The 24,593-nt window shown below is 73.1% G+C and carries 22 protein-coding genes; 6 read left to right on the forward strand and 16 right to left on the reverse strand.

What is annotated here, in order from left to right:
• Nucleotides 1-25 precede the first annotated feature (25 nt).
• Nucleotides 26-4,288, reverse strand: a complete 4,263-nt coding sequence (locus tag H9624_RS01660) for a S8 family serine peptidase (RefSeq protein WP_251838170.1) — start codon at nt 4,286-4,288, stop codon at nt 26-28.
• A 279-nt stretch (nt 4,289-4,567) separates the two neighbouring features.
• Here H9624_RS01660 and H9624_RS01665 point away from each other — a divergent pair, with 279 nt between their 5' ends.
• Together H9624_RS01665 and H9624_RS01670 are read left to right on the forward strand one after the other, a co-directional pair.
• The gene (locus H9624_RS01665) at nt 4,568-6,175 is read left to right on the forward strand and encodes an FAD-dependent oxidoreductase (RefSeq protein ID WP_251838171.1); all 1,608 of its coding nucleotides are present in this window, start codon (nt 4,568-4,570) and stop codon (nt 6,173-6,175) included.
• 92 nt (nt 6,176-6,267) lie between these two features.
• A complete protein-coding gene (locus H9624_RS01670) occupies nt 6,268-6,615 on the forward strand; it encodes a UBP-type zinc finger domain-containing protein (RefSeq protein ID WP_251838172.1) in 348 nt (115 codons plus the stop codon).
• Between the two features lie 86 nt (nt 6,616-6,701).
• On the opposite strand, the gene H9624_RS01675 is transcribed toward H9624_RS01670, so the two are convergent.
• The 10 genes from H9624_RS01675 to H9624_RS01720 all read right to left on the reverse strand — a co-directional run bounded on the left by H9624_RS01675 (nt 6,702) and on the right by H9624_RS01720 (nt 15,689).
• The gene (locus H9624_RS01675) at nt 6,702-7,499 is read right to left on the reverse strand and encodes a class I SAM-dependent methyltransferase (RefSeq protein ID WP_251838173.1); all 798 of its coding nucleotides are present in this window, start codon (nt 7,497-7,499) and stop codon (nt 6,702-6,704) included.
• Complete coding sequence (locus H9624_RS01680) at nt 7,496-8,239, reverse strand: CPBP family glutamic-type intramembrane protease (RefSeq protein ID WP_251838174.1); 744 nt, start codon at nt 8,237-8,239, stop codon at nt 7,496-7,498. The genes H9624_RS01675 and H9624_RS01680 overlap by 4 nt, the downstream gene beginning before the upstream one ends.
• Complete coding sequence (locus tag H9624_RS16785) at nt 8,236-9,135, reverse strand: CPBP family intramembrane glutamic endopeptidase (protein WP_251838175.1); 900 nt, start codon at nt 9,133-9,135, stop codon at nt 8,236-8,238. Before H9624_RS16785 ends, H9624_RS01680 begins: the two co-directional genes overlap by 4 nt.
• 22 nt (nt 9,136-9,157) lie before the next feature.
• On the reverse strand, nt 9,158-10,546 hold the full coding sequence (locus tag H9624_RS01690; RefSeq protein WP_251838176.1) for a YcaO-like family protein: 1,389 nt from the start codon (nt 10,544-10,546) through the stop codon (nt 9,158-9,160).
• A 16-nt stretch (nt 10,547-10,562) separates the two neighbouring features.
• Complete coding sequence (locus tag H9624_RS16790) at nt 10,563-11,603, reverse strand: TOMM precursor leader peptide-binding protein (protein ID WP_251838177.1); 1,041 nt, start codon at nt 11,601-11,603, stop codon at nt 10,563-10,565.
• Between the two features lie 3 nt (nt 11,604-11,606).
• A complete protein-coding gene (locus H9624_RS01700; protein WP_251838178.1) occupies nt 11,607-12,509 on the reverse strand; it encodes a SagB/ThcOx family dehydrogenase in 903 nt (300 codons plus the stop codon).
• Between the two features lie 5 nt (nt 12,510-12,514).
• On the reverse strand, nt 12,515-13,054 hold the full coding sequence (locus H9624_RS01705) for a VOC family protein (RefSeq protein WP_251838179.1): 540 nt from the start codon (nt 13,052-13,054) through the stop codon (nt 12,515-12,517).
• Nucleotides 13,055-13,354: 300 nt separating this feature from the next.
• Entirely contained in the window at nt 13,355-14,083 is a 729-nt protein-coding gene (locus H9624_RS01710; RefSeq protein WP_251838180.1) for an AfsR/SARP family transcriptional regulator, read from the reverse strand.
• Between the two features lie 181 nt (nt 14,084-14,264).
• The gene (locus H9624_RS01715; RefSeq protein WP_251838181.1) at nt 14,265-14,822 is read right to left on the reverse strand and encodes a dihydrofolate reductase family protein; all 558 of its coding nucleotides are present in this window, start codon (nt 14,820-14,822) and stop codon (nt 14,265-14,267) included.
• Between the two features lie 63 nt (nt 14,823-14,885).
• Nucleotides 14,886-15,689 (reverse strand): isocitrate lyase/PEP mutase family protein, encoded by an 804-nt coding sequence (locus tag H9624_RS01720; RefSeq protein ID WP_251838182.1) that lies wholly within the window; start codon nt 15,687-15,689, stop codon nt 14,886-14,888.
• A gap of 74 nt (nt 15,690-15,763) precedes the next feature.
• On the opposite strand from H9624_RS01720, the gene H9624_RS01725 reads away from it, so the two are divergent.
• Nucleotides 15,764-16,507: an SDR family oxidoreductase gene (locus H9624_RS01725; protein WP_251838183.1), complete on the forward strand. Its 744-nt coding sequence runs from the start codon at nt 15,764-15,766 to the stop codon at nt 16,505-16,507.
• A 28-nt stretch (nt 16,508-16,535) separates the two neighbouring features.
• Here H9624_RS01725 and H9624_RS01730 read toward each other — a convergent pair whose 3' ends face one another.
• Complete coding sequence (locus H9624_RS01730) at nt 16,536-17,171, reverse strand: TM7S3/TM198-like domain-containing protein (protein ID WP_251838184.1); 636 nt, start codon at nt 17,169-17,171, stop codon at nt 16,536-16,538.
• A gap of 160 nt (nt 17,172-17,331) precedes the next feature.
• On the opposite strand from H9624_RS01730, the gene H9624_RS01735 reads away from it, so the two are divergent.
• The 3 genes from H9624_RS01735 to H9624_RS01745 all read left to right on the forward strand — a co-directional run bounded on the left by H9624_RS01735 (nt 17,332) and on the right by H9624_RS01745 (nt 18,914).
• Nucleotides 17,332-18,183 (forward strand): MBL fold metallo-hydrolase, encoded by an 852-nt coding sequence (locus tag H9624_RS01735; RefSeq protein ID WP_251838185.1) that lies wholly within the window; start codon nt 17,332-17,334, stop codon nt 18,181-18,183.
• A gap of 81 nt (nt 18,184-18,264) precedes the next feature.
• Nucleotides 18,265-18,522, forward strand: coding sequence for a type II toxin-antitoxin system Phd/YefM family antitoxin (locus H9624_RS01740; RefSeq protein WP_251838186.1), 258 nt, complete (start codon nt 18,265-18,267; stop codon nt 18,520-18,522).
• Entirely contained in the window at nt 18,507-18,914 is a 408-nt protein-coding gene (locus H9624_RS01745; RefSeq protein ID WP_251838187.1) for a type II toxin-antitoxin system VapC family toxin, read from the forward strand. Before H9624_RS01740 ends, H9624_RS01745 begins: the two co-directional genes overlap by 16 nt.
• A gap of 52 nt (nt 18,915-18,966) precedes the next feature.
• Here the strand turns inward: H9624_RS01745 and H9624_RS01750 are convergent, their stop codons facing one another.
• From H9624_RS01750 to H9624_RS01765, 4 genes are all read right to left on the reverse strand, one after another.
• A complete protein-coding gene (locus H9624_RS01750) occupies nt 18,967-21,471 on the reverse strand; it encodes an AAA family ATPase (RefSeq protein WP_251838188.1) in 2,505 nt (834 codons plus the stop codon).
• 159 nt (nt 21,472-21,630) lie between these two features.
• Nucleotides 21,631-22,014 carry a VOC family protein gene (locus tag H9624_RS01755; RefSeq protein ID WP_251838969.1) on the reverse strand — a complete coding sequence of 128 codons (384 nt, stop codon included), beginning with the start codon at nt 22,012-22,014 and terminating at the stop codon, nt 21,631-21,633.
• A 251-nt stretch (nt 22,015-22,265) separates the two neighbouring features.
• The gene (locus tag H9624_RS01760; protein WP_251838189.1) at nt 22,266-22,784 is read right to left on the reverse strand and encodes a DUF421 domain-containing protein; all 519 of its coding nucleotides are present in this window, start codon (nt 22,782-22,784) and stop codon (nt 22,266-22,268) included.
• Nucleotides 22,785-22,843: 59 nt separating this feature from the next.
• A complete protein-coding gene (locus tag H9624_RS01765) occupies nt 22,844-24,571 on the reverse strand; it encodes a M14 family metallopeptidase (protein ID WP_251838190.1) in 1,728 nt (575 codons plus the stop codon).
• Nucleotides 24,572-24,593 lie beyond the last annotated feature (22 nt).

Consider the following 24,593-nt stretch of genomic DNA (forward strand, 5'->3'; position numbering starts at 1 on the left):
CTGCTGCGACCGGGCCGACGACGCGTCAGTCCGTCGCCCGGCGCATCCGCACCGCTCCCGCGCCGGCTCCGAGCAGGAGCAGGACGACGACGGCGAGGAGTCCGAGCTCCACGCCCGTGCTCGGAAGGTGGCCGCCTCCGGGTCGGCCCGGAGGGCCGGACGGTGCCGGGGTGGGCTCCGCGGTGGGCCCGGCCGTGGGCTCCTCGGTGGGCTGCTCGACTCCTTCGATCGTCACGTCCACACCCACGGTCACCGGCTGGGCACCGGGGTTGTCGCTGACATGGGTGGCCTCGTTGGTGAGGACGTCGCCGTCACTCAGGCTCCCGTCGTCGTCGACCGTCACCTCGTACCGGACCGTGACCGGGGCGAACGATGCGCCGGCGTAGTCGAAGCAGACGACGTTGCCGTCCGCGACGACGCCCTCGCCGGAGTCGTGGTTGACGAGCGTCTGGCCCGAGGTGCCGTCCGCGTTCTCCGTGCCGACCGTCAGCGGACCGTCCACCGGACCGGTGACGTTGTCGTAGGCCACGTAGAACTCGTAGCTGCCCTCCGTGTCGTCCTGACCGCGGAACGCGACGAGCTGGACGTCGTAGGTGCTCTCCGGGTCCTCGACGAGCTGGACGTCGTCGTACTCGACGACGATCAGGCCACCGACCTCGGTCTCGCCCTCGACGACCGTGACGCCCCTGTTCGTCGCCTCGTCGTAGACGATCTCCATGTCCTGCCACAGCATGGCCAGCAGGTTGTTCGGTGCCTGCGGGTCGGGCAGCGTCTGTGGCACCCATGGCTCGCCGTCGTAGTGCGTCGCGGCGTCGAAGACGACGAACCCGTCATCGGTCAGCCACATCCCGTCGTAGTCGACGCCGTAGAAGCTGAACGGAGCACCCGCGCCGACGTTGAACGCCACGGTGTCCCCGGCGATCTCGGGGTCGGCGAGGAAGCCGAGCTCCTCGAGGTCGACGTACCCGCCGTCCTCCGACAGCGGGTTCACACACAGCGGGTCGGCGTCGCTGCGCGTGATGACGTACTCGCCCTCGACGCCGGCCGGCGTCGGGGAGATGCCCTCCCACGTAAGGACGCCGTCGGTGACGGTCGCGCCCTCCGTGGCCGAGCCCTCGACGTACGTCATGCCCTCCGGGATGGCGTCGGTGATGGTGTAGGCGAGGTCCTCGGCGCTGACGTTGGGCTGCACGGTGAGCTCGTAGGTGACGGTGTCGCCCGGCGCGGCCGTCTCGACGTCGGCGGCCTTGGTGACGTCGTCGGCGAACCGGTTGAGGTCCACCGGGATGATCCCGATGTCCCCCGGGGACTGCGGCGAGGAGCCGAGGCTGAGCGCGCCGTACCAGCGCTGACCCGCCTCCATGGCCGGCTCGTTGTAGAACACGCGCAGGTCGAATTTCTCACCGACGGGTTGCGCCTGCGGGCCCTCGACCCACATGTTCCCGGCGTCGCTCCCGACGACGGCGGTCCCCAGGGTGAGGGTGTCGGTTGTGTCCTCGTCCGAGGACTGCCAGTTCTGGACCACCACCCACCAGGTGCCCGGCTCGGGTGCGGCGAGGTCGCACCGCTCGTCGGACCCGGACGACGCGCTCACGCACTGGAGGGTCTCCTCGCCCGGGGTGTCGCCGAGCCCGACGAACAGGTCGATGTCCTGGGCGGTCGCGTCGGTGACCTCCACGACGAGGCGGCTCGTACCCTCCGGGACCTCGACCAGGACCACCTCCGTGCCCTCCGGCCCGTCGAAGGGGTCGAAGTCCGTCGGGTCCTGGGGGAGGGCGAGCTCCTGTGTCTCGGCCGGGGTGAGGCCGGCGACGTCGACGCTCAGGTCGGTGATCTCGATCGCCCGCACACCCTCCACGAGCTGCGAGCCCGCGTCGCGGCGGGTGTCGATGACGACCTCGGCCGGCAGCACACCGGTCGAGGGCATGACCGCGACCGGCAGACCCGCCGTCGAGACGTCCCCGTCCGACGGGGTGAGCGTCACCCGCCCGAACTGCCAGGTGCCGGTGCTCGCGCCGCGCACATCGGCGGACACGACGATCTCCTGGGTCTCGCCCTCGGCGAGGGTGAAGGTCGCGGGCTCGACCGACAGCGTGACGTCCTGCGCGGACTCGACGCTCGCCGTCCAGTCGACGGTGCCGTCGGCGACGCCGGTGACGGTGCGGGTCCACGTGCAGTCGTGCAGGCACTGGCTGGTGGCCATGCTCGCAAGGTTCAGGGCGGCGGGGTCGCCGCCGAGGCTCGGGTCCGCGGCCTGGTAGCTGGCCAGCGTCTCGTCGAGGACGAGGCCCGCGTTCGCCGCGGCGTCCAGGTCGATCCGGCCCGATCCCATGTCGAACGGGTCGGCCGGGGTGGAGCCGTCCTCCTTGGTGACGTCCGTCGTCGCCGTCGTCATGAGGGCGGACTGGATCTCGGCCGGCGTCCACTCCGGCTCGAGCACCTTGAGGAGTGCACCGGCGCCGGCCACGTGCGGGCTGGCCATCGAGGTCCCGGAGGCGAAGCCCCACTGCGGGGCGGCCTCGGCCTCGGGGGTCGAGGCGCCCAAGGCTGCGAGGATGTCGACGCCGGGCGCGGTGACGCTGGGGGAGATGAGGTCCATCGCGCGGTTCGGACCGCGGCTGGAGAAGTCGGCCGTGACGTCGCCCTTCGCGGGGTCCTCGGACAGGGTGGCGCCGGCGATGGTGCCGGTGTGGCCGGTGCCCTCCGCCAGCCACTCCCTCAGCGCGACGGCGTCGTCGTAGGTGATGTGGACGGCGGGGAGCTCGTGCGCGTCACCGGTGAGCGAGTCCCCGCTCTCCTCGTCGTTCGCCAGGATCATTCCCCCGGCGCCCGCGTTCGAGACGACCTCGCCCATCTCGAGCCGGTCGACGAAGCCGCGCTCGCAGATGACGATCTCGCCGTTGAAGGTGCGGTTCCTGAAGCTTCCCGGCTCACACCACGGGTTGCCGTAGTCTGCCGCGTCGACGATCGGCGCCGGTCCGTACCCGGTGGTGAACCCGAGCCCCTCGAGGTCGGGGAGCCCGGTGCCGTCCGCCCGGGTGAGGTCGGTGACGGCGTTGACGTAGGAGCGGTCGTGCGTCGATGCGGCGGCCGTGGTGATCCACGGGATGTCCGCGGGCGTGCCGATCGTCTCGGACCACGGTCCGTCGTTGCCGGCGGCCGTCGCGACGAAGATGCCGGCGGCGCGGGCGGCGAGGAAGCCGAGGGCTTCCGGGTCCGACCAGGCGGCCGAGGGCTCCCACCCGCCGATCGAGTAGTTGACGACGTCGACACCGTCGGCGATGGCCTGGTCGAGGGCAGCCGTCGTGGCGGCCATCGAGCAGCCGTCGACATCGCAGACGTCGTAGGCGATGAGGTTGGCGTGGGGTGCGACGCCCGAGATGGTGCGGGTCTCGCTGATACCTGACGGACCGTTCACGACGGCGTCGACCTGGTTGCCCGCGACCGTGCTGGCGGTGTGGCTGCCGTGCCCGTCGGTGTCGAACGGGCCGTCGCCGGAGAAGTCCCACGCACCGATGAGCTTGTCGTTGCAGGCGAACCGCTCGTCGTACTGGTCGGCGTTGGCTGGGTCGCACATGCCGACGTAGGTCCCGGCGCCTAGCGGGTTCGTGTGGTCATAGCCGTCACCGCCGTCGGCCACGGGCACGGTGTCCGCGAAGGAGGGGTTCGACGGGTTGATGCCCGTGTCGAGGATGCCCGCGACGATCCCTTCGCCTCGTGTGCCGTCGACCCCGGTGGCGGTCCCGTCCCAGAGGGCGGGCGCATCGATCCACGCCGGGCCGTTGTCCGTCTGCAGCTTGCGTCGGACGTCGACGACGACGGAGGTCACCTCGGGCAGCCCGGCGACGGCCGCGGCCTCGTCGGCCGTGAGGCGGACCGCGAGGCCGTTGAGCGCATAGGTGTAGGTGAAGTCGACTCTCGGCGCGCGGCCGATCTCCCCGGCGATCAGGCCGCGGAGGGCCTCCTGCTCGTCCTCGAGGTGGGCGGCGTACCTGCGCACCGGCGCGGCGGCCGGGTCGAGCCGTCCACCCGCTGCGGGCTTCGTGGCCCGCAGCCGCTCGACCCCGCCGGAGTAGGTGGCGACCGCGGGGTCGGCGAGCTGGACGATGTACCGCTCGGCGTCCGGGGACTTGCCGAGGCGCAGCACCGTCGCCTTGTCGCCTCCTCGCGGGAGGGACGTGGAGGCGGTGACCTCCGCAGCCTCGAGCCCGGGCTTCCCGGCGCCGAGGGCGTCGGAAGGACCGGCGTGGGCCGCTGGGATCACCCCCAGCGCGAGCGCGAACGTCACGACCGACACAAGAAGCCGGGGTCGCAGTCTGGACACAGGCTCACCCACCTTTGGGAGAAGAAGGACCCCGGATCGCCCGAGTGAGCCATGTCTAGTGGTTGGGTGAGGGCCGGTCAACGCCTGTCGGAGGATTTCGTGACGTCGTCACCCGATCGTTCCCTGACGCGTCCCCCGGCAATCTGTACGGCGGTTGAAACAGCGTCAGCGTTCTTGCCCGCGGCCTGTCCAGCCGTGCCAGGATGACCCGCAAATGACGCTGGCCGACGCTGTGCCCACGGCATGATCACCGCAGACGCGCTCCGCGGGGTCCCGCTGTTCTCAGCGCTGCCGCCGGACACCCTCGACTACGTCGCCGGGGCCGTGGAGGACATCCGGCTGGTCGCGGGGGAGTACTTCGCGCAGGAGGGGGACGAGCGGGCGCTCTTCGTCGTCATCGAGGGCCGCGCCGAGATCACCAAGGTCGTCAACGGGGACGAGCTGGTCATCGGCGTGCGCACCCCGGGCATGCTCTTCGGTGAGGTGCCGATGACGTTGAGCACCAAGTTCCCGGCCAGCGGGCGCGCGACCGAGCCGACGCGGATCCTGCGGCTGGGCGTCAGCGAGTACCACAGCCTCGCCGCCCTGGCCCCGTCCGTCGCGGCTCACGTCGGTGGGGTCGCCCGCGGCTACCTCACCGACCTGCAGAGCTGGGCGGCCGCGGTCCCAGAGGCCGAGGCGCACCTCATCGGCCCCCGCGCGGATCGTCGCGTGCGGGAGATCGCCACCTTCCTCGGCCGCAACGAGATCCCGTTCGAGCGGGTAGCGCCGGACGCCGCTGCGGCCGACGGGCCCGTGCTCGAGCTGCGCGACGGGAGCCGCCTCGTCGACCCCACCATGCGGGAGGTCGCGGTCGGCGTGGGCCTCGGCGTCCAGCCGACGGCCACGGAGTACGACGTCGTCATCCTCGGGGCGGGACCCGCCGGGCTCACCGCGGCGGTCAACGGCGCCGCCGAGGGGCTGCGCACCCTCGTCGTCGAGAGCCTGGCGCCGGGCGGCCAGGCCGGCACGTCGACGCGCATCGAGAACTACACCGGGTTCCCCTACGGGGTGTCCGGTGACGACCTCGCGAGCCGCGCGCTCAAGCAGGCCCGGCGCCTGGGCGCGGAGATCGTCGTTACGCGGTCGGTGACGGAGATCCGCCCGGGAGGTCACGACGTCGTCCTCTACGGCGGTGACGTCCTGCGGGCACCGCTCGTCGTCCTCGCCACCGGGGTGGAGTGGCGCAAGCTGGCGCTGCCCGATGTCGACCGGTACCTCGGCAAGGGCGTCTACTACGGCGCGGCCCGCAGCGACGCCGGCCTCACCCGCGGCCGGGACATCTGCATCGTCGGTGCGGGCAACTCGGCCGGCCAGGCCGCGGTGTTCTTCTCCCGCCACGCCCGGTCGGTGACGATGCTCGTCCGCGGACCCTCCCTCGCCGCGAGCATGTCGCAGTACCTCATCGACCAGATCGCCGCGAACAGCACCATCACGGTGGAGACGCGCAGCCAGATCGTCGGCCTGCACGGTGCCACCGACCTCGAGGCCGTCGACGTGCACGACGCCGCCTCCGACCGCACGTCCCGCCGCGACCTCACGGAGGTGTTCGTCATGATCGGCGCGGACGCCGTCACCGGGTGGCTCCCGGCGTCGGTCGCGCGCGACGTCAACGGCTACGTCCGCACCGGGCCCGACGTCGCCCCGGAGTGGACCGCCGACCGACGCCCCTTCGCGCTCGAGACGAGCGTGCCCGGCATCTTTGCCGTCGGTGACGTGCGCTCCGGGTCGGTCAAGCGCGTCGCGGCGGGGGTGGGGGAGGGCGGCATGGCGATCGCCCACGCCCACCAGTACCTCGCGCTCAGCCGGTAGCCACCGACTCGGGCGTAGCGGCACGCCGATGCCTCGCCCTAGAGTCGGTACCGGGCCGCCGCGCCGTGGCGACCGGACCCGAGGAGACGGCCATGGCCGAGACCGACATCGACGTCAGCGTCCCACCGAGCGGCACCGGCTGCGCCGAGTGCCTGCCCGGCGGCGGCTGGTGGGTGCACCTGCGCCGCTGCGCGACCTGCGGGCACATCGGCTGCTGCGACAGCTCTCCGGGCCAGCACGCGACCGGCCACTACGAGAGCACGGGCCACCGCTTCATGCGCAGCTTCGAACCGGGGGAGACGTGGTACTGGGACTTCCAGGACCAGATCTCGATCGAGGGACCCGAGCTCGCTCCGCCGCAGCACCACCCGACGGACCAGCCCACCCCGGGGCCTGCGGGCCTCGTGCCGGCCGACTGGCTCGAGCGCATCCACCGCTGAGACGACGAGCGACAGGCCCGCCGATCGCGGCGCGCACCACGGCGCCTCCCTGCGAGCTCCTGCCGTCGCGTGCCACGGTCCGGCCGTCAGGCGACGGCGACGACGACGGCGGACGCGTCGCTGCGCCACACCGTGCCGACGTCCCGGAAGCCGGCGGCCGTGAGTGCAGCGGCGTGCTCGACCTCCCGCACGAAGACGCGGGGCTGACGCGGGCCGAGGGCGGTGGCACGGGCCGCGAGGAGCGGCGCGAACTCGGGGACCGCCTCGACGTGCCGCCAGAACTCCGGCCACGTCGGCGCACCGGACCCCGCCGAGGGGTGGCGGCGGAGGGTGCGGGCGAGGGCGTGCCGGCCGACCGCGGAGTCCGCGGCGCCGGGCGGCACCGTGTCGACGTTGACGAGCACCCCGCCGCGGGGCAGCACGGCCCACACCTCCCCGTACACGCGGGCCAGGACGTCCAGGGAGAGCCAGTGGGTCGTCGTCGCGGTGACGACGGCGTCGACGGCGTCGGCCCCGCCCCGCGGGACGGCGTCCAGCCACCCGGGGTGGCGGAGGTCCCCGACGACGCGGTGGACGCCGTCGCCCGGGTACGCGCGCCGTCCGAGCTCGAGGAGGAAGGGGTCGACGTCCAGGCCGGTGACCGTGCAGCCGGGGAAGAGGGCCCGTGCCGCGCGGGCGAAGGAGCCGGTCCCGGTCCCGAGGTCGAGAAGGCTGCGAGGTTCCCGTCCGAGGATGTCGCGCACCGCGTCGAGCGCGACGGTGAGCTGGGTCGCCCTCTCGGGCACGTACGCCGCCTGGAAGGTCTCCCACTCCGCCGCTGCCCACGCCCACGGACCGTCGGCGGCGACCTCTGTGGCCCGCGCGGCGCCGACGGGCGCGCTCACCGGACGGCGCCCGTCGAGGCCGGCACCCGTGGTGCTGTCGCCCCGAGGAGGAAGACGGCGTGCGCGACGACGAGTGGGACGAGGGCGGGAACCGCGAGGTACAGCAGGCCGTGCACGGCTCCCACCACCGCGGCTCCCACCATCGGGAAGAACGCGGCGCTCAGGCTGGGCATCCCCACCGCCTGGACCCCGACGAAGAGGGCGGTCGCGACGGTGACGGCCGCCGCGGGGCCCCAGCCCTCGAGGACGTGCAGCAGGACGACGCGGAACACGACCTCCTCCCCGGCGACGTAGGCGACGACGGTCACGACCGCGACACCGGGGCTCGCCACCCGCCCGACCGCCCGGAACTGCCGCACCCACCCGCCCCCGCCGGAGGCGAGCCATGTCTCGGCGGAGCCGCGGGTCACGCCGACGACCGCGCGGACCAGCACCGCGGACAGGCCGAGCGAGCCGATCCCGAGCAGCGCCGCCAGAGCCAGCAGCGCGGGCGACCAGCCGCTGACGAGCGGGCCGGTCGAGGGGCCGACGAGGAGCCACAGGACGACGGCGAGCACGAGCTGCGCGAGCGCGGCACCGGCGAGCTTGAGCGCGTCGTCGACGTCCTTCTCGCTGTGCCGCTCGGTGAGCGAGGCGGCCTGCGCGACCCGGCGGGCGAGCGTCCCGAACCGCCCGACGACGTGGCGGTACACCACCGCGTAGAACACCATGACGACGGCGCATACGACGACGGCGCTCACCGCGCCCACCCCCCGGCCGGGACGCGCGACCCGGTCTGCCGGCCGGCGGCGACGCCTGCCCGGACGTTGACGACGACGTGCGCCGTGACGGCCGGCAGCATCGAGCCGGTCAGCAGCACCAGCGCGAGCGCGATGACGGACAGCGGGAGGAACGCCAGGGGCTGTCCGGGCCCGAGCTCGGCGTGGGAGAGCGCGAAGAGGACGGTGACCGCGACCAACGCCGCCGCACCACCGACGCCGCCGACGGCCAGGGCGGCCCACACGAGCAGGCCGCGGAAGGCGAGCTCCTCGAGGACGGCGCACGCCACGAGGTGGCCGGTGACGGTCGCTGGCCGAGGAGCTTCGACAGCTGCTGGCCCACTCGACGCCCGAGAGAGCGGTCGGCTGACCGGCGAGGAGCCGGGACCGGAGCTGCGCGCCGGCGTCCCGGGCGGTCGACTCGCCCACGCCCAGCGAGGAGCCGTGCCCGGCGCGGGGCGCATCGGCCCGCCGCGGGCCCGTGCGCGGATCACGCGCACGATGCGGTCGTACGCCCAGATGGCGGCCAGTCCGCCGAGTCCGCCGACGGCGACGAACGCGACGAGGGCCAGGGGCCACGACAGGCCGCCGAGGTCGAGCCACCCACCGTCGCCCAGCGCGGCGGCGCGGCCGAGACCGAGCCACCCGCCGTCGCCCACCGCGGCGGCGGCGCCGAGGCCCAGCCAGCCACCGCCGTCGTCATCCACGGAACCCGCCCGTCCGACGGGGCCGATGCCCGCCACCCCGATCCCCACCACCAGCGCGGCGAGCAGGAGACCGGCATGGAGGCGGAGGAAGCTCAGTGGCCCGGGGCGGGGGAGGAGGCCCAGCAGCGTCCCGGCCACCGTCGCCGTCGCGGGGCCGAGCACCCAGACCACGGCGGTGGCGTACGCGACGGTCTCAGGGGTACGGATGGGGAGCCTCCCTCCCCGTGCACCCGCCGTAGGCGGCGAAGCGCGGGTGGCGCGCCGGCGGGGCGCTCGGCAGGGACAGGGTGAGGACGTCCGGGGACCAGGTGCGCATGGTGACCATGCCGAGGTCGCGGATGTCGACCGTCGTGAGGTCGAGCAGGACGAGGTCCTTGCCGGTGTCGCGGAACGCGTCGACGATCCGTGCCGCGCCCGCCGCGGGGTCGCTCGGGCCGTCGGACGGGAGGTCCTCGTCGCTCACCTCGGGCCCCGCGGTGAACCGCTCGACCACTCGCTCGGCCAACGGACCCGACGCGTAGAGCGCGACGTTCTCGTCGAGGTCGTACAGGCCCTCGGCGCGGGCCGCGCCGCCCTCGACGGAGCGCCGGAACAGCAGCACCTTCACCAGCTGCGCCACCGCCGCGCCCTCGAGGAAGGCCTTGGTGACGGCACCCGCGAGCGTGAGGTCGCAGCCCAGCCCCACCGCCACCCGCGGGGCGCGAGGGGAGGTGACGAGGCACGCGACGGCGAAGCCCGGCAGGTCCGCGCTCGGGAGCAGGACGAACGTCGGCTGCTCGGCGCCCGCCGGCAGCACCTCCGCGATCCGCCGCCGGGCGGACGCCGTGCGGGCACCGCCGACGAGCCGGTAGGCGCGCCCGCCGCCGTACCAGTGCCCCATCGCGGCGTCGATCTGGACGAGCTCGAGCAGGCAGTTGAGCAGGGCGGCGGCCGTCGTCGTGTGGGCGGCGCTGCCGGTGCTCACCCCGCTCACGACGTGCGGCTCGCCGGGGAAGCCGTGGTACCCGGGGGAGGCCTCCTGGGCGAGCATCCACCGCTGGCCGCCGTCGACGAGCGAGCGGCAGCGCAGCCAGGTGACCGGCTCGGCGGGGTCGAGCCTCCGGAAGGGGAAGCCCTCCCGGGCGAGCATCTCGTCGGTGAACCACCCGTCGGGCGGGACGAGCACCCGGTGACCGGACGCGCGCATGTCCGCGAGCGACGCGACGCGGCTCTCGTGGCGCGGGGCGACCTGGCTCATCACGTGCGAGTACCGCTCCACGGTCTCGCCGAGCGTCTTGACCACCGACTCCGTCACCGACGGCCCGGATCCACCGATGTGGTAGGCCCCGGCCGCCGGGGGCTCGGTGCCGCGCAGGACGTGGACGCCGGTCATCTCCCCGCCCGCGATGACGAGCCGGGGGTCCAGCCGCCCCGGCAGCACGAAGCCGATCTGCTGCGCCAGCCCGGTCAGCGGCCCGACCATCCGCGACAGCAGCCGGCGGGTCGAGGGCGTGAGCACGCCGGTCCCGGTGACCTGGACGTCCAGCGCCGGGCCGGCCGCGCCGTCGTCGACGTCGGCCACCGTCCGTGTCTCCGTGCTCATCGCCGCCCGCCTCCTCTCACGCGCCGTCGAGGACCGCGCGGACGTCGAAGAACAGCTCCTCGTCGCGCGCGTAGGGCTCCGGGCCGCACGCCGGGCACCCGGGCAGCCGCAGCACCTCGTTGTAGGTGAGCTCCATCGTCGGCAGGTAGATGTTCAGCGCCTTGCCGACGGTGAAGGTCGTGCCGGTGAGGAGCATGTTGAGGGCCTCCGCGGCGGTGTGGGCGGCGAGCATCGCGCCGAGCACCGGCTCCACCTCCGGCACGGCGCCCGCCGCCCGCCCCTGCGCGAGCGCCGTCTTGTACCGCAGGTAGCTCGCGCTCTCCCGCAGGTTCATCGCCACCCGCGCCTCGAAGCACTCGTAGCAGGCCGAGCGGTGTGGCACCGTCAGGGGCCCGACGACGAGCGACGGGCCGTCGACGACGGCGTGCAGCCAGGTGAACCCGCAGTGCATCGCGAGCCGGTTGAGGACGACGGCGACGTGCGGCCGGACCGACTCCTGCGGGGCGACGACGAGGTGGTCGCGCCAGCCCGCGAAGGCCTCCGCCGCCTCGGCGAGGGCGAAGGGGTCCGCTGCCGTCCCGGGCCGTGCCGCCAGGGCGAGGAGCGCGCCGTCGTCCTCCGTGCGCACGCGCGTGCCCGCCACGGCCAGGCTCTCCGCGAGCAGGTCGGCGACGCGGCCGGCGAGCGCGGAGGAGCCGAGGACGACCGGCTCGCTCACCTCCGTGGCCGCGCCGCCGCCGAAGGGCAGCAGCGCCGGGGCTGCGCGCGCGACGTAGGCGTCCAGCGCCGTCGTCGGCCCGTCCTCGAGGGCGCCGAGGTCGGTGAGGTGGTCGAGCAGCCCGTCCACGTCCCGCCGGGAGACGCCGGCCTCCCGGGCGAGCTCGGCGACCGTCCGTGAGCCGTCCAGCAGCTCGACCAGCCGGGCGAGCGCGCCCGCTCCGGAGGAGTCGGAGAGCGTGTAGGACTCAGCGCTCCACCCGCCGTGCCGCAGCTCGACGACGTCGGGGCTGTGCGGCACGGCCGTGAAGTGTGGCTTGATGCGCGGGCGGGTGGCCACGGGTCACTCCTTCGCTCCGATGACGACGACGTGGACGATCGCCTCGTTGACGCCGTCCATCCCCAGGGCCTCGTGCGCCTCGTCGTCGTAGACCGAGGAGCACGGGACGCTGCCCAGGCCGATGGCGGTCGCCGCGAGGTCGAGGTGGGCGGCCATCGCCCCGGCCTCGAGCAGCAGGTGCCGCATCCCGCGAGCCCCGTACTTGCGCATGCTCCGCCACGGCCGCGCGACGAGCAGGCAGAGCACGGCCGCCCGGTCCCACATGAGGAGCTCGCGCGAGACGGCCATCGCGTCGAGCACCCCGTCGACGGCGGCACCGTCGCCGCGGGGCGAGAGCGCGTGGCGGCGGGAGTCGTAGGTGTAGACACCGCGCGGAACGCCGGTGACGCGCAGGGCGACGACGTCGAGCCGGACGGGGAAGAGCGCGCCGGCGCTCGCGGTGGTGCGGAACGGACGGTGCGGGTCGGGCGACGTCGTGCCCGCCGCGGCGTGGGCGAGGGCAGCGAGGTCGCGCAGCCGGATCGGCTCACCGGTGAAGGAGCGGACGCTGCGGCGGTCCGCCAGTGCCGTGCCGAGTGTCATCGGAAGGGGAGCGACCGGCGGGAGGGGGATCGCGCCGTCGTCGTCCACGGTCTCGTCGACGAGGGCCCCGATGCCGCTGCCCACCTCGCTGAGGAACAGGCCGACCGAGGCCTCGAACTCCGCGTCGCGGCGGCGCAGGCGCGAGGCGACGAGGAAGGTCTCCGCCGACCGCGGCCCGCCCGCCCCGAAGGGCAGCGCGTCGTGGCGGAAGGGGTGGGTGAGGTGGCCGGTCGCCCGCGCCGCCGCCTGCAGCGGCCGGAAGCCGTTGGTGAAGACGGCGGCGGTGAGGGCGGTCGGGTCGGCCGACCCGTCGAGGGGTGGCATGGCGGTCAGGTCGCGTCCTTGCCGACGGACACGGCCTCCTCATGCTCCTTCGACTGCTCGTCGGTGATGGGGTTCTGGTACTTGCCGACGCGGAAGTGCTTCTCCGCGATCGGCGCGAGCTGCATGAGCCCGACGTGGTTGCCGTCGGGGTCGAGGATGACGGCCATCGTGCCGACGTCGTCACCCACCTCGATGCCCTCGCGGCGCCCGAGCTCCTGGTAGAAGCGACGGGCCTTCTCGGCGATCTTCACCGGCTGCGGCTCGACGACGACGCGGCCGTCGAGCCCCCGCAGCTCCTCGAGGGTGCCCTTGAGGTCCTCCACCGCGAAGTAGCAGGTGAGCCGCTCGGAGTCGTCGTAGCGCTGGGTGATGGTGAGGTCGATGCCGTCCTCGGAGATCGGCATGAAGTAGGACTCCACCGTGTCGTTGAGGCCCCGGGCGAACGAGTCGTCGCCGAGGAGCGAGCCGTAGAACCGGCGCGCCGCCTGGGAGTTCGTCGTCGGGACGTTGCACATGATCAAGCTGCCGCGCAGTGCGGTTCTCATCGTCTCCTCCTGGGCCTGTCAGTCACCACGAGCAGCAGCAGCTGCTGCTGCAGCAGCACCCGGACCCGCAGCAGGAGCTCGCTCCTGGTAGCGGGAGGAATGCCTCGCGGAGTGCGGGCGCACTGCCCGCCTGCTGTCCTTGGCTGCGATGCTCGACAGCGATCTCGACGTCGATCCGCATCGTCGCTCCTCCTCCGTCAGCTGGACCCGCGCCAAACAGCGCGGCACCGGCACCGGACCGGTAGGCGCACCGTAGGGCGGGCACCGTCGCCCGACCGTTACTGCGGCGTTCGGGGTCCGTCAGTCGGGGGACACGGCCGACCACAGGAGTGGCCGGACGAGGCGCTGCAGCTCGTCGGAGACCCGGATGCCGAGCTCACGGTGGAGCAGGTCGGCGAAGGTGTCGTAGACGGCGACGGCGTCGGCGTAGTTCCCCTCCTGGACGTGGACCCGGACGAGCGCACGCCGGGCGCTCTCGCGGAATGGGTCCAGGCCCACCGCCCGTGTCGCGGCGAGCAGCGCGGTGGCGGTGTCCCCGGCGCCGAGGGCGAGGTCCACGCTGGCCTCCAGCGCCTGGAGGCGGAGCTGGTGAAGCAGGTGGCGCTCCTCGAGGACCCACGGCTCGACCCAGCCGGGAAGGAGGTCGTCGAAGCTCAGCGCGTCGATGACGGCCGGGCTGACGGGACCGGTCCCGACGCGCGGTCCCAGGTACGTCCGCAGCCCGTGGAGGTCGACGTCGACGGCGGGTCCCAGCACGAGGCACCCCGCGCCGTCGGTGACGATGCTGCCCACACGGTGGTGGAGCCACCACAGCGCGCCGCGGAGGTTCGCGCGTGCGCGCGGCTCGTCGCTGTCCGGCCACAGGACGCCGGCCAGGTAGTCGCGCCGCCGGGGCCCGCGCACCGCGAGCAGGCTGAGCAGGCGCTGCTCGCGCTGGGGGACGTCGACCGGGCCCTCGTCAGGGGCCAGCAGCTGCCAGCGGTCGAGCAGGTGGAGCTGCCAGCGGGGACAGTCCGCGGTGTCGTCCATGTGGTCAGCCTTCGTCTGGCGTGCTGCTCCGCGCGCGCATCGTCTCGGGACCGGCGGTGCCGTCGAGCCTATGCGCCAGGGGCCGGCCGGCCGCGGTGTGGTGCGACAGGCCATCGGGCGGACGTCGCTTCCCCTTGGGGCAGCGGATCAGGGCAGGGGCGCGGCCGCGCCAGATACGCCGTCAGGATCCGACGGCGTAGCGGAGGTGGACGGTGCTGTCCGCGAAGCGGCGGTTCTCGAGCAGTGAGAGCTGCAGCCGCTGGGAGGGGAGGGCACGCAGGCCACCGCCGATGGTCATGGGGCTGAGGACCAGGTGCAGCTCGTCGACCAGCCCGGCGGCAAAGGCCTGCGCGGCGAGCGTGGGGCCGAAGACGCTGAGGTCACCCGGTGACTCTGCCTTGAGGCGGCGCACGGCCTCCGGGTCGAAGTGCGGCTCGAGCCGGGTGCGGGAGGTGGTGACCTCCGTCAGCGTCGTGGAGTAGACGACCTTCTCGGTGCGCTGCCACCACTCGGCGAAGTCACCCTCGTGCTCGCCGGACTCGCCGAGGGTCGGGTCGGTCTCCCAGACCGACATCACCTCGTAGGTGCGCCTCCCGTAGAGCTCGGTGCTGATGCGTTCCTGGAGCTCGTTGAGGAAGTCGAAGACGTCCGGTGACGGTTCCGCCCAGTCGTGGTCGCCGTCGGGGTCGGAGACGAAGCCGTCGAGGGAGCAGATGGGGACGTACAGGAGGTTGCCCATGGTGGTGTCGACCGGGCCCGACGGCGGAACTCATCTGCCGCCGTCGGCCCCGGTCCGCCGAGCTCAGTTGAGCGCGCGGGTCGACTCCGGGATGACGCCGTCGGCGTAAAGGCTCTTGGCGACGTCCTGCAGAGCGGTGAGGGCGACGCGCTGGGTGGTGGGGCCGTAGGAGATGCGGGCGACGCCGAGGGCCTCGTACTCGGCGGCGGTGAGCGCGCCGGGCAGGCCGATGACGCTGACCTTGCGCTCGCCGATGCCCTCGACGAGCTGGCGGGTGACGTCGGCGTCGAGGACTCCGGGGACGAAGACGATGTCGGCGCCGGCGTCGAGGTAGGCGCGGCCGCGCTCGATGGCGTCGGCGACCGACTCCTCCATCGGGCGGTCGCCGCCGCGCACGATCGCGTCGGTGCGGGCGTTGAGGGAGAAGGGCACGCCCTCGGCCTCGCCGGCGGCGACGACGGCCGCGACGCGCGCCGCGGACTCGGCGAGCGGGCGCAGGCGGTCCTCCATGTTGGCGCCGACGATGCCGACACCGATGGCTCGGCGGGTGGTCTCCCCGGTGTCCTCGTAACCGTCGTCGAGGTCCGCGGTGACGGGGATGTCACCCGCGGCCGCGACGATGCGGCCGACCATGTCGAGGGTGAGATTGAAGGGGATGGTGCCGTCCGGGTAGCCGAAGGTGGCGGCGATCGAGTGGCCGGCCGTGGCGATGGCCCTGGTCTCCGGGAGGGCGAGGACCGCCTTCGCCGAGACGACGTCCCAGACGTTCACCACCCGCAGTATCTCGGGCGCCGCGTGCAGGGCGGACAGGGTGCGGGCGCGGTCGGCGGGCGAGGTGCTGGGCTGGTTCGAGCTCTCCGTTGTCATCTGGCCACGCTAGTGGCGCGGGGGAGCAGGGGGAAGGCCGCTCCCGACGAGCGGTCGTGTGCTTCGATCTGGCCATGAGGATCGCTGTGGCCGGTGGTACCGGCGTGGTGGGCAGGCACGTCGTCGAGGCGGTGTCCGCCGCCGGGCACGAGCCCGTGGTGATCGCCCGCTCGCAGGGCGTGGACCTGACCACCGGCGCGGGACTGGACGGCGTGCTCGACGGGGTCGGCGCCGTCGTCGACGTCAGCAACGTGACCACGCTGTCCCGGCGCACCGCCGAGCGCTTCTTCGTCCGCGCGAGCGAGAACATCCTCGCCGCCGGCAGGCGCGCGGGGGTGGGGCACCACGTGCTCCTGTCGATCGTCGGCGTCGACCGGTCCCCGCTCGGGTACTACCGCGCCAAGCGGCGGCAGGAGGAGGAGGTCCTCGCCGGCCCGCTTCCCGCGACGGTGCTGCGCGCGACCCAGTTCCACGAGTTCGTCGACCAGTCGTTGGCTCGCGTGCCGGGGCCGGTGGCCGTGGTTCCGCGGATGCGGATGCAGCCAGTGGCGGCCTCGGAGGTGGCGGCCTACCTCGTGGAGATCGCCGTCGGGGAGCCGCAGCGGCGGGCCGCCGACCTCGCGGGGCCGCAGGTGCTCGAGTTCGCCGACCTGGCACGGGAGGTGACGGCGGCGCGAGGGCTCCGTCGTCGGGTGCTGCCGGTCCGGGTGCCGGGCGGTGCGGGGCGGGCGATGACGAACGGGTCGCTGCTGCCGACGCAGGACGGGCCACGTGGGCGGATCACCTTCCGGGAGTGGCTGGGCGCCGACGTCCGGTAGGGCAGGCGGACGGAGAGCGGCTCGCAGGTCACCGGCTCGGCGCCGCCCAGGACTCGCGGACGGTGCCCGGGCTGCGCCGTCGGGAGCGGCTCAGCTGGCCGAGGATGCCGGCGACGGCGAGCACCAGGTGGCCGACGTACCAGGCCGGGTGGTCGGCGAGGGAGACCTCGGCGCCGACGAGGGACTCGACGTCGAGCATCCCCAGCAGCACCATGACGCCGGCGACGGTGATGCTCGCGCCGGCGAACGCGCTGACGATGATGAGCACGAGCTCGGGCAGGTTGGTGGCGATCGCGAGCAGCGCGAGCACCACACCAACGACGAGTCCGACCGTGGTGATCACCCACGGTTCGTCGGCGCCGACGGCGGCAGCGACCGTCTGGCCAAGGACGAAGCCCATCGCCCCGAAGCCGAGGATCACGGCGACGGCGTAGAACAGGTAGGCCAGCGCTGCGAACACGAGTGCGCCGACGATCGCCCCGGCCCAGCCGGCGACAGTGCCCAGGTACTCCTGGTCCGTCAGCTGTGTCACCGCGACGGCACCGACGCCGAAGCCGATGAAGGCGCCCCAGATCGCGAGCAGGATGCGCAGCGCGCCGCTGCCACGGAAGCACAGCAGCAGACCCAGCAGCACAGCGAGGACTCCGGTGATGATCTCGCTCATGGTTGCCTCCCCTCCTGCATGACCCTGGTGCCCATCCTGCGGGACGGCGGTGCCGAGCGCAGGCCGGCACCGCCTATGCGCGGCTCAGCGGCTGGGTGCTCGCCTTGCGGACCGCGCTCGTTCTGGTGTCGTGGTGGGCGTGCGGACCAGAGGAGGAACGATGTTCGCCATCTGCGCCACGTGCGCCGTCGAGTACACGACGCCGCCACCCGAGGTGTGCCCCATCTGCGCCGACGAACGTGAGTGGTCGGTGCCCGACGACGGGCAGCAGTGGACGAGCCTGGCCGCCCTGCGAGCCGACGGGCAGCGCCTCACCTGGTCGGAAGCCGAAGCGAACCGGGTGGAGATCGGCACGGAGCCGTCCCTGGGGATCGGCCAGACCGCGCAGCTGGTGACGACTCGCGCCGGCTCCCTGCTCTGGGACCCGACCGGGTACCTCGACGACGTGACGGTCGAGCGCATCCTCGCCCGCGGCCCGGTGCTGGCGGTCGCGGCCAGCCACCCGCACATGTTCGGCGTCCAGGTGGCCTGGGGTGAGGCGCTCGACGCGCCGGTCCTCGTCTGCGCGGCCGACGAGCAGTGGGTTGGTCGCCGCTCGGACCGGATCGAGCTCTACGAGGAGTCCCGGAAGCTCGGACCCGGTCTGAGCCTCCACCGCGTCGGCGGCCACTTCCCCGGCAGCGCGATCGCCCACTGGGCCGACGGCGCCGGCGGCCGCGGCGTCGTCCTCAGCGGTGACACGGTGTATCCCAACCCGGACCGCAGGTCGGTGGGGTTCCTCCGGAGCTACCCCAACCGGCTGCCGCTGTCCGCGGCGGTGGTGCGCCACATCGCCGACCGGCTGGCGTCCTTCGAGTTCGACCGGATCGTCGGCAACTTCGCCAACCCGATCGAGACCGGTGCCCGCGACGCGGTCGAGTGGTCCGCGCAGCGGCACATCGCGTGGGTGCGGGGAGACCACGACGAGGAGACCGGAACAGTGACTGGGATGCTCGATCCGGCCGGGGCGTAGCCGGCGCCTGGCCAGCGGAGGGGGGGGACGTTCCTGAAGAGGCTCGTCCGCGGAGTCTGATAATCAGATAGACTTCCTGTCATGCGCACTGTCACGGCCACCGAGGCGTCGCGTCGGTTCTCCGAGCTGCTCGATGCGATCGAGGCGGGGGAGGCGGTGACGGTGACTCGCGGCAACCGCCCGGTCGCGGAGATCCGCCCGGCTCGTCGCCGCACGGGTCGCGACCTGCGTGAAGCGCTCGCCCAGACCGACGCTCCCGACGACGGGTTCGCTGCGGATATTGCCGGGGCGGTGGGCAGCCTGGCCCAGGAGGTGGCCGACCCGTGGCGAGACGCCTGATCCTCGACACCAACGTCCTCATCGACTACGAGCGAGGGCAGCTGGATCAGGCAGCACTGGACGACGATGAGCTGGCGATCGCGGCCATCACGGTGGCGGAGTACCGCACCGGCATCGAGCTCGCCGACTCGGTCGAGCGGGCCGCGGCACGGTCCCGTGCGCTGGCGCTCATCACCGAGACGATCGAGGTGCTCGACTACACCGAGGTGACCGCGGCCCACCACGCACGGTTGATCGCTCACACTCGACGATCCGGCAGGGTCCGGGGAGCTCACGACCTGGTCATCGCCGCCCACGCTGCCCAGACCGGACGCGTTGTGCTCAGCCGTGACGCCGTGGCCAGGTTCGGTGATCTTCCCGGCGTCATCGCCGAAGAGCCCGCGGGACGGTGACTGCCTAGCGACCTCGGCCGTGGCCTGAGGGCAGGATCGACGCGCCGCGCCCTCAGCGCCTCGCCGTGGGCAGGTGAGCAGAGAGGAACTGCCCGGTGACGCTGTGGGCGTCCTCGGCGATCTGATCCGGCGTGCCGACGGCGACGATCTGCCCGCCAGCCTCGCCGCCGCCGGGGCCCATGTCGATGACGTAGTCGGCGTTGGCGATGAGGTCGAGGTCGTGCTCGATGACGATGACGGTCGCGCCGCGGTCGGCCAAGCGCTGGAGCACGCGAAGCAGCGTGCGGACGTCGAGCGGGTGGAGGCCGACGCTCGGCTCGTCGAGGACGAAGACGGCGTCGGACTGGTCGCGGTGGAGCTGGGTGGCGAGCTTGAGCCGCTGGGCCTCGCCACCGGACAGCGCTGGAGTGTCCTCGCCGAGCGTGAGGTAGCCCAGGCCCAGGTCCGCGAGGGCCTGCAGGCGCCGGCGCACCTTGGCGATGTCGCCGACGGCGTCGATCACCTCGTCGACCGTGAAGCCCAGCAGCTCCGGCAGGGCGAGGCCGTCGCGGCGGATCTCGCTCGCCTCGGGGGCGTAGCGTGAGCCGTTGCAGTCGGGGCAGGGGACGTCGACGTCGGGCAGGAACTGGACGTCGAGGGTCACCTGGCCGGTGCCCTCGCAGCGTGGGCAGGCCAGGGAGCCGGTGTTGTAGGAGAAGTCCGAGGCGGTGAGGCCGCGGCGCTTCGCCTCCTCGGTGGCGGCGTAGGCCTTGCGCAGGTCGTCGTAGACGCCGGAGTACGTGGCGACCGTCGAGCGGACGTTGATGCCGATCGGCGTCGCGTCGACCGTGTGGACGCGCTTGATCCCCTCAGCCTCCACGGACCGCACGTGACGGGGGAGCCGGGGTGCGCCGTCGTCGTCGTCCGCGAGGGCGAGCAGGGCCGGAACGAGGGACTCGAGGACCAGGGTGGTCTTGCCGGAACCGGAGACGCCGGTGACGGCGACGAGCCGGCCGCGCGGGACGTCGACCTCGAGGGGGTGGACGGTGTGGATGGCGTCGGTGGCGAGGCGGAGGCGCCCGGCGTCGAACATCTCCGCCTCCTCCGCGCGGTCGCGCACGACGACGGGCTCCTCGCCGGTGAGGAAGCCGCTGAGCAGGGAGTCGGGGCTGCCGGCGAGGTCCGCGGCGGTGCCCTGCGCGATGACGCGGCCGCCGCCGGTGCCGGAGCCGGGGCCGATCTCGACGAGCCACGACGCCTCGCGCAGGATCTGGACGTCGTGGTCGACGAAGACGACGGAGTTGCCGTCGGCGAGGAGGTCGCGCATGACGCCGATGAGGCCGTCGACGTTCGAGGGGTGCAGGCCGATGGAGGGCTCGTCGAGGACGTAGAGGACGCCCGTGGTGCGGTTGCGGACGGCGCGGGCGAGCTGGACGCGCTGGCGCTCACCGGTGGAGAGGGTGGCGCCGGCGCGGTCGAGGGTGAGGTAGCCCAGGCCGAGCTCGACGAGGCGGCGGGCCATGCGCTGGAGGGTCTCGACGAGGCCCTCGGACATCTCGTGCATGTTGCGCGGGAGGGTGGCGGTGACGGTCGGTGCCCAGGCGACGACGTCGTCGAGGGTCATGGCGGTGACGTCGGCGAGGCCGAGCTCGCCGATGCGGGGGAGGCGGGCGCGCTCGCTGAGGCGGGTGCCGTCGCACGTGCGGCAGGTGCCCTCGGTGAGGAAGCGGGCCACGCGCCTGAGGCGCTTCTCGTCGGTGGCCCGCTTGAGCTCCTCGGTCACGGTGAGGCGGGCGTTGCGGAAGGTGAAGTTGAGGTCGTGCACGTTCTTCTTCGTGGCGAAGGTGATGTGCTTCTTCTCCTCCGGGCCGTTGAACACGATCTCGCGCTCCCAGGCAGCGAGGTCGCGGAAGGGGACATCGGTGCGGACGCCGAACTCGCGGATGATGGCCGGCTGGACCTTGAAGTTGAACATCTGCCAGGGCACGACGGCGCCGTCGTCGATGGTCTTCGACTCGTCGGGGACGAGGGCGGCGTCGTCGACGTCGCGGACCACGCCGGTGCCGGTGCACGTGGGGCAGGCGCCCTCGGAGTTGAAGGCGAGCTGCTCGGCGCCGGGGGCCTGGACGTTTGCGCCGCACTCTTGGCAGGTGAAGGGGACTTCCGCGGCGACGTCAATGGTGGGCGGGACGCGGTGGCCGTTGGGGCACACGTGGCTGGCGAGCCGGGAGAACATCAGGCGGATGACGTTGAGGAGCTCGGTGGAGGTGCCGAAGGTGGAGCGCACGCCCGGCACGCCGGGGCGCTGGCGCAGGGCGAGGGCGGCGGGGACGTGCTCGACGGAGTCGACGGCGGCGCGCGGGGCGTGGGCCATGCGGCGCCGCGTGTAGGTGGACAGGGCCTCGACGTACCGGCGGGAGCCCTCCGCGTAGAGGACACCGAGGGCGAGGGAGGACTTGCCGGAGCCCGACACCCCCGCGATGGCGACGAGCTCACGCAGCGGGATGTCGACGTCGACGTCCTTGAGGTTGTGCACGCGGGCGCCGCGGACGGAGATGTGGTCGGGCTGCGAGGTCATCGAGGACTCCTCCGGAGGGGGACGCGGGCGCGGCGTCCATCCTCTCCGCAGTGACGACGCCGAGCGACTCGTCGACCCTCGCCCCGACTGCCCACGGCGCTTGCGGGCAGTCGGGGACCGCAGCGGCGACCCGGCTCAGACCGACCCGCCGCTGCGGCGTCAGGAGTCCTCGAGGACCGACAGGACGTTCCCCGCGGGGTCGGTGAACCAGGCGATGAGCGGACCGCCGCCGCGGAAGATGCCCTGCTCGTCCGTCTCCATCGGCGTCCCCGCGTAGTGCTCGAAGGTGACGCCGCGTTCCTTGAGCTCGGCCACGGCGGCCTCGACGTCGGGCACGGGGAAGTTGAGCACGGTGAACGTCGCGGGCTCGTGGGTGGGCTTGGCGTAGGCGAGCACGCGGGAGCCGCCGGGCAGGTCGATGAAGAGGACGCCCTCCTGGCGGGCCTCCTCGACCGACAGCCCGAGAGTGTCACGGTAGAAGGACGCCGCACGGGCGGCGTCGTCCACGGAGAAGCCGGCGAACGCGGTGCTGTTCTCGAACAGTGAGGTAGCCATGCAGGTGGAGACCACCCGCGACGGCGGAACTCATCGGTCGCCGTCGTGCACTGAGGTCTCGAAGGCACCGCTGGCGGCTGCACGAGGATGCCCGGGCGGGGGAGCCGTCAGCTGCCGAGGACCACCTGGTAGAGGCTGTGGGCGGGTGAGACCGACGCCGAGCATCGCGAGCCCGAGCGGCACCATCGCTAGCCACACGAGCACGTAGGCAGGTCATCTGTGACTCGCCCTGGCGATGCTCAGGCGCGGCTGGGGCGCTCGACGCCGTCGAGTGCCGTGGCGGCGCCCATCTTGTCCGCCGGGATAACGCTGAGCGTGCCGTCGCTCTCGAGGACGACGGCGCCGACGTTGGCAAGGTCGCCGTTGCCGGTGGCACGCACCGCCTGACGCAGCTCGCCCATGGTCACCCGCTCCTCGCGAAGTGCCTGCTCCAGTGGGTCCCCGTGGCGGAGCAGCAGCGTCGGCTTCGCGGTGATGACGGACCGGGAGCTCGGGACGCGGGTGGACGTCCACGTGATCACCAGCTGCAGCACGGTGAGGAGGCCGAAGGCGGCGAGCCCCTCGGCCCAGGTGACGTTCGTGTCGAGCAGGGCCGTGGCGAGGATCGAGCCGAGCGCGACGGAGACGATGAGGTCGAAGGCGTTGAGCTTGGCCAACGTCCGCTTCCCGGTGAGGCGCAGGACGAGGACGAGCGTCACGTACGCCGCGGCCCCCACGGCGAGGATGCGAACGATGTCGGACCAGGTGTCGAACCACATGCTGCCAGCCCAGCACGGACCGCGCGGGGCGGCGAGCCCGGGCGGACACCGCGCAACCGCTACGGCGCCGGTGCCGGCCGTTGGGTTGCCAGGGCGGTAGCCCCGGGGTCCGGCCCGAGGAGGACGACGGCGACGGCGTCGGCGTAGGCCTTGAGCTCGCTCTCCCGGTCCGCCTTGGAGATTACGGCGCTACCGGGCTCGGCCTTGGTCCCGTCGTACTGGTCCAAGGCGCGGTTGACCGGCGGCTCGACCGTGAACACGCTGATGTCCTTCGCCGGCCCGTAGAGGCCGAGCGAGATCCCTTTCTTGTTGGCCCGGTCCTTCCACGGCTTCGGCTTGCCCCCGGGTCCCATGTCCTCCCGCCAGGTGGCGTTCTCCTTACCGGCGCCCTCGTAGAGCTTGTTCCCGGTGACCGACGGCGACGCCCGCTTCTTCGTGACGAGCGCGGCTGCTCTCGCTGCCTCGGCGCGCTTCGCCTTCTCCGCCGCCTTCTTCTCCTCGTCCGTCGTCGGTTTCTTCGCGGCCTTTCTCTCGGGCGTCGGTACGGGGAACGAGCGCCCCTTGAGCGAGGCTCCGGTCGCCCGGCTCTGGATGGCGTACGCCGTCGCGAGGGCGAGGTCGACGTCGTTCTGGGTCCGGGCGCTGTCCGCCTTCTCGGACGCCCGGGTCAGGTCCTTGATCAGCTGCTTCATCAGGGCTTTTCGCTGGGGCGCCGCCATCCCGTCGAACGCGGCGAGGAACGCCCGGAACGCGGCGACCGCCTCGATGGTCCGCTTCTTGGCGGGGCTGGTGAAGTGCGGATCGGCGAACACGCCCGACGCCGAGGTGTCCTTGGTGCCGTGGATGCTGATGATCCGCGACGGGTGGAAACGGTCGATGAGCTCCATGAGCATGACGTTCTCGGCGAGGATGGGGGACACCTTCACCGGCCCGTCGCCGCCGCTCGCACTCGCCGTCGGGGCCGGCGCGGCCTTGAGCTCCTTCCCGGACGGGTCCAGCGCCTTGCCGCCCGAGTAGGAGCCCACCGTGGCCTCCAGGCTGGGGAAGTTCCGGTTGGTCTGGGTGCCGCGCTGACGCGTCCCCTCCTCGCCCCACGCCGGGTCCGCGTGCTGCGGGAACAGCGAGGGCACCACCACCACGGAGTAGTGCGGCTGCTGCTTCTGCAGGGTGGCGAGCAGCGCCTGCGCCACCTCGATGCCCTGCCGCTCGCTGCCGTGCACGCCCGCGATGACCAGGGCGCGCTCATCGCTCCTGCCCTTGACGAAGTGGACAACGACCGGCTGCGGCGGGATGTCTTTGGCGAGCGTCGGCGCCTCGGCCTTGGTGACGCCGCCGGACATGCCGAGCTGCCCGCGAAGGATCCTCAGAGCCATCCAGTGGTCGTCGGATCTCGGCAGCGCGGTCCGCAGCACGCCCGTCAGTGCCGCGAGCTCGGTGGCGTCGAGTGCGCCGTCCTTGAACCTCTTCTCGCCGACCAGCGCGAAGATCTCCGACGGCGGCTTACCTGTGGCCTCGTTGTCGAGCGCGTCGGAGAGCGGAGTGCGTTGGACGACAGGTCGGAGGAGGCGCTGGGCCTGCTGGTTCCCGACGGTCCGCTGCAGGTGCAGGGCCTGTGCCGGGGAGAGTCGCGCCGACGGCGGGGTGGCGAGGGCCAGGTCGACGGCGCGTCCTGGCTCGGTCCTCGTCGCCGCGGCACCGGAGAGCGTGGGTGGCCTCCCCGCCCCGCCCGGGCGTGCGCGAGCGTCGTCGCGGCGAGCCGTGCGGCCGCGTCGGGATGGTGGTCCCATGGCCGGCTCCATGCGCGTGCCT

The sequence above is a fragment of the Oceanitalea stevensii genome (assembly GCF_014837105.1).
Lineage (GTDB): Bacteria > Actinomycetota > Actinomycetes > Actinomycetales > Actinomycetaceae > Oceanitalea > Oceanitalea stevensii.